At 41.9% G+C, this 10,444-nt stretch carries 16 protein-coding genes; 1 reads left to right on the plus strand and 15 read right to left on the minus strand.

Going from position 1 to position 10,444, the window contains the following annotated elements; translation table 11 throughout:
- The 4 genes from RH88_RS08780 to RH88_RS23585 all read right to left on the minus strand — a co-directional run.
- Positions 1-926: hypothetical protein (locus RH88_RS08780; RefSeq protein WP_005595102.1), on the minus strand; the 926-nt coding region annotated here is incomplete at its 3' end.
- Complete coding sequence (locus RH88_RS23855; RefSeq protein WP_005595104.1) at positions 898-1,932, minus strand: hypothetical protein; 1,035 nt, start codon at positions 1,930-1,932, stop codon at positions 898-900. The genes RH88_RS08780 and RH88_RS23855, both read right to left, overlap by 29 nt.
- A 13-nt stretch (positions 1,933-1,945) precedes the next feature.
- Positions 1,946-2,971: a TadA family conjugal transfer-associated ATPase gene (locus RH88_RS08795; protein ID WP_005595106.1), complete on the minus strand. Its 1,026-nt coding sequence runs from the start codon at positions 2,969-2,971 to the stop codon at positions 1,946-1,948.
- An 11-nt stretch (positions 2,972-2,982) separates the two neighbouring features.
- Positions 2,983-3,492: a hypothetical protein gene (locus RH88_RS23585; protein ID WP_005595108.1), complete on the minus strand. Its 510-nt coding sequence runs from the start codon at positions 3,490-3,492 to the stop codon at positions 2,983-2,985.
- Positions 3,493-3,667: 175 nt separating this feature from the next.
- Between RH88_RS23585 and RH88_RS08805 the strand changes: the two genes are divergently transcribed.
- Positions 3,668-4,093, plus strand: coding sequence for a hypothetical protein (locus tag RH88_RS08805; RefSeq protein WP_005595110.1), 426 nt, complete (start codon positions 3,668-3,670; stop codon positions 4,091-4,093).
- Positions 4,094-4,153: 60 nt separating this feature from the next.
- Here the strand turns inward: RH88_RS08805 and RH88_RS08810 are convergent, their stop codons facing one another.
- The 11 genes from RH88_RS08810 to RH88_RS08860 all read right to left on the minus strand — a co-directional run.
- The gene (locus tag RH88_RS08810; protein ID WP_005595112.1) at positions 4,154-4,417 is read right to left on the minus strand and encodes a hypothetical protein; all 264 of its coding nucleotides are present in this window, start codon (positions 4,415-4,417) and stop codon (positions 4,154-4,156) included.
- 11 nt (positions 4,418-4,428) lie between these two features.
- A complete protein-coding gene (locus RH88_RS08815) occupies positions 4,429-4,935 on the minus strand; it encodes a lytic transglycosylase domain-containing protein (RefSeq protein ID WP_005595114.1) in 507 nt (168 codons plus the stop codon).
- A 30-nt stretch (positions 4,936-4,965) separates the two neighbouring features.
- Complete coding sequence (locus RH88_RS08820; RefSeq protein ID WP_005595116.1) at positions 4,966-5,295, minus strand: hypothetical protein; 330 nt, start codon at positions 5,293-5,295, stop codon at positions 4,966-4,968.
- A 92-nt stretch (positions 5,296-5,387) separates the two neighbouring features.
- Positions 5,388-6,023, minus strand: a complete 636-nt coding sequence (locus tag RH88_RS08825) for a hypothetical protein (protein WP_241212171.1) — start codon at positions 6,021-6,023, stop codon at positions 5,388-5,390.
- A 315-nt stretch (positions 6,024-6,338) separates the two neighbouring features.
- Positions 6,339-6,572, minus strand: a complete 234-nt coding sequence (locus tag RH88_RS08830) for a hypothetical protein (RefSeq protein WP_005592643.1) — start codon at positions 6,570-6,572, stop codon at positions 6,339-6,341.
- A gap of 82 nt (positions 6,573-6,654) precedes the next feature.
- Positions 6,655-7,659, minus strand: a complete 1,005-nt coding sequence (locus tag RH88_RS08835) for a trypsin-like serine protease (protein ID WP_005595120.1) — start codon at positions 7,657-7,659, stop codon at positions 6,655-6,657.
- A gap of 81 nt (positions 7,660-7,740) precedes the next feature.
- Positions 7,741-7,923 (minus strand): hypothetical protein, encoded by a 183-nt coding sequence (locus RH88_RS08840; RefSeq protein ID WP_005595121.1) that lies wholly within the window; start codon positions 7,921-7,923, stop codon positions 7,741-7,743.
- A 62-nt stretch (positions 7,924-7,985) separates the two neighbouring features.
- Entirely contained in the window at positions 7,986-8,423 is a 438-nt protein-coding gene (locus tag RH88_RS08845) for a hypothetical protein (protein WP_005595124.1), read from the minus strand.
- A gap of 9 nt (positions 8,424-8,432) precedes the next feature.
- A complete protein-coding gene (locus RH88_RS08850; protein WP_005595125.1) occupies positions 8,433-9,404 on the minus strand; it encodes a hypothetical protein in 972 nt (323 codons plus the stop codon).
- A gap of 8 nt (positions 9,405-9,412) precedes the next feature.
- Positions 9,413-9,886, minus strand: coding sequence for a hypothetical protein (locus RH88_RS22720; protein ID WP_005595127.1), 474 nt, complete (start codon positions 9,884-9,886; stop codon positions 9,413-9,415).
- On the minus strand, positions 9,886-10,444 hold a 559-nt coding region (locus RH88_RS08860), incomplete at its 5' end, for a hypothetical protein (protein WP_005595128.1). The genes RH88_RS22720 and RH88_RS08860, both read right to left, overlap by 1 nt.

The raw sequence follows: 10,444 nt of genomic DNA on the forward strand, positions 1-10,444 counted from the left end.
TCAATTGCTTTATTAACGCTTATAGTTCTAACAATTTTTTTGATCCCTCGGTCATTAAAAGGAAGATGAAGCTCTGGAAGATATCGTAATGAAACAAACTCAAAATGCTCTACCTCAAATTCGTTGTCGCTTACGATTGGATTATGGGCAACAAAGAATATATAAGGGTGTTCCGTAGGATACTTGTTCGCTTTTTTCTGTTTAATGTAATGCTTTTTTGCATTTTCAAGTGATGTGCTGCAAGCAAGATTGAAGGCGTTTTTCTTCTGATTACTCCATTTTGATGTGTTGATTTTTAATTGATATTGTTTGCCATTATTTTTAGGCAAAAGCGTAAGCTTTATATATCCATCAATTTCCTCTAGTTGAGCGTTAAATTTGATTTTGCTATAGAAAATATGACCAGAATTATATTGCTTGTTATCAGTGATGAGCTGAAACGTTGATCTATAGGTTTTTTTGGGGTGCTTTGGCAATTTTAATGTACGATTGACTGCTTCTTCCGTTTTATCTAAGTAGTAATCTATCGCAGCCTCAAGGTATCTGGATGCTTTACCTTTTTCAATATTGGGTTGTGCTGAGGCAGTGTTATTTGACGTGTTTTGTTTTGCTATACCACTGCTTGGTTGACGATCTGAAGGCTCTTTTAACTCATCAATATATGAGTAAAAGTGATCCTTGGTCGAACGCTTTGAGCCTTTAGAGCTGTTTTGTTGCAATGTAACAATACATTCAGGTGAATGTTCATCATACCTAAAATATGATGCTTTTTGGTTACTTTCTTTGTAAGAACAGGGTGTTGCTGGCATAAGACATTTATCATCAGGACAAATGTAATCATTTTCTTGTATATGTTCGTCATCTAAAGCTCTTAATGCGCTTCCATGTACGATTTCATTACTGTTTTTTTCCAGTGCGACTGTCATTGGTTTTGTTTGCTTCCATTATTCGAATGTTATTCATATTGTTCGAATAATACACAAAATCCGTTGGGGGTGTATCTGTTGCTGAACAAAAAAGATTGATGCACCTTTGTAGTATTTCTAATGATTCATCATGTCCAGCTAATGAAGTGGGGGCTCGCACTGACAGTTCTTGATGTGTGATCGTCAGTATTTCATCTAGTGCATCGGGAGCTATCTTGTCTTTAATATCTATATCGTCTAACGAACTAATAATGACGTTGAGGGCGAAAAAAGCCATGCGATTGAATTCTCTATAAGCTTCTGAGAACAATAGCGTTGGGTGTGTTATGGTGACTTGCTTGGTTGCAATATTATTGATGGTTTTCCAGTATTGCTCATCGATGTTATTACCGCGGGTGAAATAGGCCGTTGTGATTTCTTCCCAATAAGGTCTAGCACTAAAGTGGCTAGTTATTTGTGCAATACACCAATTTAAGTCTTCTCGTAATTGCCCGATTTCGTTTTCTTGTTTTAACCGGATATTGTGAGAAGCATTGCAAGCAATTGCGTTAACTTCTTCATTAAGTAAGTGTTCAATGTCAGTTGTATCTCTGGAAACAGTTTGTTTAACGTCTATCAACTCGTCTTTATTTTGCCATGCTAACCATGATTGCATGGCTACGTCTTCCAATCTGTACGCGAGATTTGCATTCAGTGATTTGAAATGATTGACGATTGCTGCGATGAGGTAAGTGATGTCTATGCTATCCATAACACTCACTTGTAAATGACCAACACTGATGTAATCCAAGCAATTTTCTTTGTCTGGAATATCAACACAGCCTTCCGTTAGCGTTACTTCTAGTTGGTCATCTAGCTTTAATACGTGAAAGCAGCCCCTTCCGATTCGATACGCATAATGTCGAATACTATTTGGAGTGATTGACTCGCTTAGGCATTGGATCAGTACATTGATTTCAGCTTGGTATGATGGATTTAACGTTGGTTCAAAAATGGGATTAAACATGTTGTTCTGTCCTTTATTGGTTCGTGGGGGCTTCTACGTGAATTTGCTTTTCTTTATCAAATATGAATTTCGGTACTAACTCACCGTCTACAACTTCGACTATCTCTGTGACTTTTCGGCCATAAGATGAGTGGCGTGACGCATGAACAAATACATCAACGTTGTCGATGATTTGTCGATACGCTAGCTCATAGGTAATGCTACCTAGTGACGCGATTAGGTATTGAAGGCGCGATAGCGCGTCTTTAGCGCTATTAGCGTGTAGTGTCGTGACACATCCACTATGCCCCGTGTTTATCGCTTGAATAAACGCATCGGCGGCACTGGCTTTTCGTATTTCACCGACCCAAATCCTATCTGGCCGCATACGCAAAGCCGCTTCAATCAAGTTCTTCATTTCGATGTTAGAGTTGCTGCGCTTTGGGGCTTCCATCGAAACGCAAAACGGTAGCCAAACAAGATAAAGCTCTTGTGTATCTTCACAGACGACTATCCGCTCAATTAGCGGTATGTAACGCGCTAGTGCGCGTAACAAGGTTGTTTTCCCGCTGCCTGTGTTACCAGACACAATGATGGTCTTACCGTCTTTAATCGCTTGAATGAGGTAATCCAGCATAGCTCGACTCATTCCGCCCGATTCGACTATTTGCTCCGCATCGATGTGCTCTTTAGGTGCAATACGTAAGGTAAGCGTTGCACCTTGTGGCGTGATTTGCGTTCCCGTACAGCACAGGCGGCTGCAATCAGGAAAGCGAGCATCAAAGAGAGGGTTTTCAGCATTGAAAGGCTGGTCAAGTGCGGTAGCGAGTTGTTTTATGAAGTCTAAAAGATGGTCTTCGCTTTCAAATTTGGCTGAGGTCTTTTCTATGATGCCGTTGCGCTCAATTGAGATTGAATCAAAACGGTCAACAAATATTTCAGTGACGTTATCAGTTAAGTACAGTTCACGTAGTGGCCTAAAATGGTCTTCTACCCAATTCCACTCGTAACTTTTACTGACTGGAACATCACCAAATAGCGTTTTTATAAATCCTGTCATTTAGCACCTGTTTAATAGTAGTGAGTTTGTCCCATCAATGAGCCGTTGCGGTAAACCTCCGCGTAACGATATGTGCCGGTGCAACCGATAGGGGTTCGTTGTTTATCACCACTTTGACGTTCGCAACGCTGGCCTTTTACATAACGCTCCGGCCTGGTTTGCCATGCGGTACAACGTGGCTCATGGTGCATCGAGTCGCGTTTATATTCCGTGCAGATTTTCTGTGGCGGAATGTAAGCGGCATAACCATCACGATTGGTGAAGTTATCGTGGTTTGATGTGACCGGTGATTTCACCATGCAAGCGGCAAAGTCAGGCAGTGGCGGTTTAAAGCGTTTAATCCGCTTTTTAAACGCGCTTTTTGCACCACTGCAACCAGTTCCAAATCCAGTTGGCAAACATAACCAAATACCGCATTCGTCATCTGATGCAGCTTGTGCCGGTGGCGGGGCTAATGTAGGGATAAGCAATAGAGCCGATAACGTGACGACACGAAGCGGCACTTGCGGGAATAAGTGCATAGGCGTTCCTATAGAGTCAGTGGGTGATATGTGTACTAATGGTTGAAATTGGATATAATGACGACATAAAGCATTGTGCTTTGTGGGGTTGTCAGTTTAGCTGTCAACCGACAAGCCAAGCTGACTGATAAAATTAAACAGGAAGCATGGCTTCACGAATCTCTAGGAGATAAAAATGAGTGATGAGAAAAAAATCGCATTCACTGAATCTGATGTATTAAACGCACTTTTGCACCGTCACGCTTATGACCAGCATTTTGCTACTCAAGAAAGTGTCGATAATGTAAAGGAGCGTCTCACTCGTTTTGAAGACCAAATGGATAAACAATTTGGTCATGTTCACGAAAATATTAACGAGTTCAAAGCGTTGACTGAAAAACGATTTGATGCAATCGATAAACGATTTGAGCAAGTAAATGATTCAGTCGATAAGCGCTTCGATTTAGTCGATAAGCGATTTGAGCAAGTAAATGAATCTATTAACGAGTTGAAGCTATCACTAGAAAAACGTCTTGATAAAATAGAATCTACAAACACGAAGCTTCTATTTTTGATTATTGGTTTGTTTTTCGCTGGATTCTCGGCACTATATTTCAAGTAGAAATACGCACGAATGCGCTACATCATTAAATCGCGGGCAGCCTATGAGCTGTCCGTTTTTTTATAACCATAGTGATTTTTCAATAACACTAAAATTTTCTTCCATGGCTGCTATGGCTTTGTCTGTCGTTTCACCTTTGCCAATGGCGTACTCCCCGATAAAGTCATTATGGAATGGGTTGTAATCAATCTTTTCTAGCTCAGCCTCGCTCATGGGAAAATTTCCAAATATCGCTAAAGCCTGACGGGCTTCATACTTACCATCGATTTTTTGGATGTGAATTTTTTCGCCAGAAATGCCGATACGACGACAAAGTAAAACCATTGTTTTTCCTCTTATCGATTACTGCTTGAGTGATAGTGGCGCATGACACGCTGAATATACTGCTTGGTTTCTGGAAACGGGGGGATGCCGCCATATTTAGCAACATTTCCTTCCCCTGCATTGTACGCGGCCAGTGCCAGCTCGATGCTGTCATACTGTTTGAGCAATCGAGAAAATAGAGCTGTGCCGGCGCGGATATTCTCATTAGGGTTAAATGGGTTTATGTTGGCCGCTCGGCTATTTATATCCATTAACTGCATGAGTCCTTTTGCCCCTTTGGGGCTAACCGCTTTGGCGTTAAATGCGCTTTCATTTTGGATAATGGCAATAATGAGTTTTTCAGGAACACCGTAGATTTTGCTGTATGACGCTACAGCGTCACAATATTTAGGGCAACTCACTGAAAGTGGCCGGTTATAGCTCGATGACCATCCTTTATAAATTCGCTCACCTTGCGCAATTGCCGCGTGGCTCGATGTGCTTATGAGTACGCAGAGCATGATGAATAAACGGTGCAATTGAATTTTCCTTATGTAGAACGCATGGCGTTAGCGATTTGGTGAATCTGATGGACGAAGACATTTAGGTCTGCCTCTTACCCACGAGTTATCGTTTGGTTTTTTTTGGTAACGTATTTCATAAAGGCGAACTAAATAGTCATCGTGTTGCCCTGCGTGTCCGTTTGACCAGAAATCTTCTTCTGAGCTGAAATACCCAGTCTTATTGTCTATTGCCTCGATTAGCTCCCTATATTCATCAAGCATTTTTCTTACATCGTAGTGATAATCAAGCTGCTCTATAGAGATTAAGCCCTTAGGTAGTAAACCAATGGCTGATAGGGTTTTAAATACGTAGTATTGAAAAGAAGAAAATGTCATGTGTAGTCCTCATGCCTTCTTGATGGAAGTTACAAATTTATGCGAGCCTAACGCCGCTGCGCGTTGTTCCACCCAAGCTCAAAATCGTAAGCTTACGATTTCTTACTTGCGTGCCGGTTTAAAGTCAGAGTGATTTGATACCACTGTGTTAGTGAAAGTGAATTAATGGTCTGATTGGCTTTGGTGCGCCTCAGATTAGCCAGTACCGCTATTTCCCACAGCTTGTTAACCCAGTGAATTGATTTGCCTGTTACTTGCCAGTTCGGGCTTGTTAGCCGCTCAAGTGCGCACAATCCTCTTAATGCTTTGTCTTTGTAGAACATCGGTGAGGTCAATGTGATTTGTGTTATGCCAAATGCGCTCAATTTGCCTAATAAATCTAAAAGTTCAACATAGTGGCCACGTTGAAAACTATCGGCTGGATTGCTCAGGTGGATTTGAGCTTTTGAGTTATCGAGTAAGTCATGAACGACGGTCAACAATGCATTTGAGTTTGCTTTGAAGCGACAAATTCTAGTGGCGTAAAAGTAGGTTAGTAGTGAAGCTAGTAGTACGCTGGTGATGATCGAGTAATCAATCACTAGCAAAAAGACCACGGTACATAGCCAGAATAGGGCGCTTGTTTTTCGTTGAACGTTTGGCGGTGGCCTGTCTAGATTATTGGGGGCTTTCATTAGTTGCCAGATAACAAAGAGATAGCCGAAGAAAAATAGAGTTATCGTGATCATTTGAATCATTGTTTGGCCGTTTCTTAAAATTGAGATAGTGTTTCTATGTGCTACAAGAAAGAGTTTTACCCCATATTCCTCTACTCTTGTTAGTGCGGTTTGAGCGAAGGGTGAAAGAAAGCCTCGACGGAATGGATTCTGTCGAGGCTTTTTCGGTTTTAGTAGGGTGTTGTTTTCCAACGGTTTAAATTGCGTTAGAATGCCGATACTGCATTGTCTTTTTATTCCTTTGCAGTAAAAGAGTGTGCACAAAGGAAAGCCTCGATAGCTCGAATGTTATCGAGGCTTTTTCTATTCTAGTGGGTAGAGTTGAGATTAATTATATTCTGCATCTTCAAGCTCAATTTCTGGTGCTGTTGGGTAGAGAGTGTGCCCGTCACTAAAGCTGATACTTTTGACTAGTTTTTTCTCAAGGTTATGCTTGATGAACGAGTCCATACTGTTCTTAGTAAATGCACAGTAGATATGGCTACCCTGAGCAAAATCAGATTTTAGAAAGTCATCGAGAGACACAATGTTGGATGCGTGATAAAACTTTTTATTATCCATTTGTATAGTTTGATTCCTCGTTATTATTCAAGCGTGAAAAAGGCGACTAGAAAAGCCGCCGTTTTGTTTGTTCTGTTTAGTATTAGCGTTTGCGTGAGCGCATCACACCTAAACCAAATAAGCCTAGTAGACCAAACAAGCTCATTGAGCCGCCGCTAGAACCACCGCCAGCGCTTGGTGGTGTTGGTGGTTCAACAGGAGTTGGTTTATTCAGTTCGATAAATTCAGTCCCAGAAAGCTGTATTTGACCTTCACCGCCATTACTTTCTACAACGATAGTACATTTCTCAAACGGTAATACAGTTGGCTTTGTTAAACAGGTACTTTGATCTCGAATGATGGTTGCGTCGCCTGTTTCGTTAGACTCCACAGAAAAATCTACACCGGCTGGATTACTATGCAATGATTGAATTGTAATGGTTTCGCGTCCATTAACATTAGCCAATGTTGGGTAATGCCATGCGTTCACTGTTTGCGATAGCCAATCTTTCAATGGTGGAAGTCGAGTTGCCATCATTGATGTTGAATCTGGCGCTACTGAGCTTGATACGCCAATTATTTCACCTGCTGTGTTTGTCCACGCTCCGCCAGAGTCACCTGGCTGTAATAAGCCTTGACCAATGTTGTTTGTTACGTAATAAGATGATAAGTCATGTTCACTATCAGAACGGTCTGCTACTTGTGATATGCCTTTCCTGAGTTGGTCTGAACCGCCAAAGCCATACATATTAACGCTGTCTCCAACACGAATAGGATCGCTGTTTAGGTTTGCTATGTAACTTATATCTTTTGTCTTGTGCGCACGTTCTAGCTCCCACACAGCTATGTCTGGAGAAAATAGTTCAGTCCCATCATCTGGCGGAAGAATATGTGTAAGAATATTTATATTTTCGCTATTTGAGAAACCAATATTAGAAGCCGCTACACAATGACCAGCGGTCAGAAGGAATTTGCCACCAATGACCGTATATGAGCAATTTAGAGTGGTCATGTTTGTAAATTGGTTGCGCCAATCTAACGATTCTCCTCCAACTATAGCCATAGCGGATGGTGAACTTAACGCGAGTAATAAAAGGGCTTTTTTCATTGTTATTATTCCGATTGAATCACGATATTTGATCGATCTATTTTACTGAAATAATCTCTTTGATGCAATATTAATCGTTAATTATATTTTCTCTTTTATGATGTAAGGTAATCCACGTACTGCATCGATCATATAAGGGTTTTTATGTGGGTCTACTGCTATGTGATGAATGCGAGTTGCTGCTGTGTACCCCCATCTTTTTGCAAGTGTTGTAGCTGTCCATCCTTTTTTTGTGTACTCCGCTTTGAACTCTTCTTTAGTCATGTTGTTAGCCCTTTGTTTGGTTAAGTATAGTTAATCTTACAAAGGGCGTGATTTAGGTCAAGTTATTTTTTGTAAGCGGTAACTTGATATTGGAAGTTGAAATATCGAGCTGGCGTCCAAGCTGCGCAAATTTTAGTTGCGCCGTTGGTTGTCAGTTTTTGAGCGACCCCACGAGTATGTGAGTCCTTATGGTTGTTTTGATCTTCATACGTTCCGACTACATAAATGTCATGTGTTGAAATGGATGTACCACTAGGTGGATAAACATTTGTACAACTGCTATTTGAATATCCGTTAAAGACGGTTGGAACGCCATTTGAACTCACTGCTGCATTTATTTCGTCTTGGGTAAATCCTTTAGTCGGTGGGTTGTGGGGATTTTCGTTAGCCAGTTGTCGTTCGTCTGCTAGTGCATCTTCATACGTAACTTTAGCTAGTGCATTAGTACACGTGATAGCTAAAATAAGGCTTAAATAAATGCTTGTTTTTTTTGCTGTCATATCAGCTCCTTATTTGCATTGTAAAAGTGCGGTCACTTTTCCTAAGTGGAGTGTGTGTCCCGCATTGGTTGATTTATGTTTAGCTCCCGCATCTAATCCTACTCGCAAGTGCGTTGCGGACTCTTCAAGTAGATAGGCTCGTTGAAGACCTGTTAAGGTGTAATTACGATGAGCTTGAATTTCGGTAATACTGAACGTTGAATTTAAGGTCATCCCTTGTGGGCATGGTGGCTTTCGTAACCATTGGCCGTGTTCAACGGTGTAGATTTTGGTTAAGCCCTGAACAACGGATTGCTGTGTGCCGTTGCTGTTTTTTATGGTTACATCTTTAGCGTTCGTTATCGCAAAGTTGCCACCCACGTCCCAATCGCCTAATAACGTCGAATCGTCGCCGCTGCGCTTAACCAAAGATTCATACGCAAAGGCTTTATCTGGCCTATCGATACGAACGGTTAAGATGTTGTTTGCATCGTCGTAGAAAATATTGGGAACTTGCGCAAGCATGGCGAGTGTGGTTTGTCGTTCAAATTTGAGGGCTACTGAGTCTTTATCCGGTAGCTTTACATCAAATTCAGCGCGGTAATGGCTCACACCGGAACCGTCATCTTTCGGTACGGCCACAACTCGATAATCTGTTTCACCAATCTCGCCCCAAGGGGTTTGATTGACTTTCATACAAAAGCCGTTCTGATTATCTTCATTGGTACATGTTGGAATGTATTTCGGCTCAAGTGCCCCTAGTCGGTTCGGAAAAATCGCCGCCCCATTGATTCGATGCCCTTCCAAATAACGGTCATTCACAAAGGCGTGTACTTGGGTTCGTAAGTAGATAATTCGGTTATAGAATGATTCTGAGTTAGTCAAAATTCGGCGTTTTGCGCTTTCTTCTGCCACCCACATTGAGCCAACAATGACCACGCCAAGGACGATGGACATTGAAGCCAGCATTGCAAAACCTTGTTGTTTTTTTAAACCTTTCAATTGGCCTCCTATCGGATACAACCCGTATTGGTGTTGAGTTCTTGCCAGTCAGGTAGTTGATAATTTAACGGAGCGTTAAATAGTAAAGTTGCGCCTTGGATTTCGTCAGGGATAAGCCGAGTTGCCACGTTCTGCAACTTCGGCTCAATTATCGTCACGCCCACTTGAATGCCGCTTGGCCTTGCCTTGGGTACGCCACTTTGTAAGTAGCGCACTTCATAGCGAACATCGCCGTCAGGCAAGGCAAGGTTTAAATCCGCCAGTGTTAGTGCCGCTTGAGGTAAGCAGCGCGTTGTTAACACGGCTTTGGCATAGTGAAATTGCGCTTCCTGCGTGATGGTCTCGATCGTTTGGTTAATGCTGGCCGCATTTTGATAGAGCCTTGCCCACAGGAATGTAGGCGGAACAAGAAGCGTAAATAGTAGGGTTGTAATGACAAGGTACTGACTTAATTCCGCGCTAAGAAAGCCGCGCTGACGCATTAGTACGTCATTTTGATAGACGTTGCGGTTGTAGCTAAAGTGTCGCAGCCGTCAGCTTCATTACAGTTAGCGCGAGTAGATGAAGCAATTGAGTTAGCAAGGCTAGGAATGCGGTGTGCGTCTTCTGGTAATGTGGCCGTTACATCAAATAGCCCTTTACTGCCGGTATTAGCTGAAATTGACCAGTCACCACCAAATGGGTTTGTTGCACGACCGTCATTTGATGAGCCGCAAATTGATTTGCTTAGGCTACCTTCTTCACACACTTTAGTTATCGTCACGCCTTCAAAATTAGGGCGGTTTTTTTTCCATGCGTATGTTTCTTGCGCAATGTCATTCGCTTGTGATAGAAATTTACCCTCATTGAATTTGGCTCGAAAGATTGGTGCTTGCGACACCATGAACATCAGCGCAATTAAAACGACAGCGATAACCATTGCCGCTTCTGCGGAGAGCGCACCACGTTGTTTGTTTTTCATTGACGGGTTTGTTGTATTTAGCGTGTATTTTGGGCTGTTCATTGTTTTCATAATAAGTATCTCAATTAATTTAAAGTTT

Origin of the sequence: Vibrio scophthalmi LMG 19158 (assembly GCF_000222585.1) — a bacterium.
In the GTDB taxonomy this organism is placed as follows: Bacteria; Pseudomonadota; Gammaproteobacteria; order Enterobacterales; family Vibrionaceae; genus Vibrio; species Vibrio scophthalmi.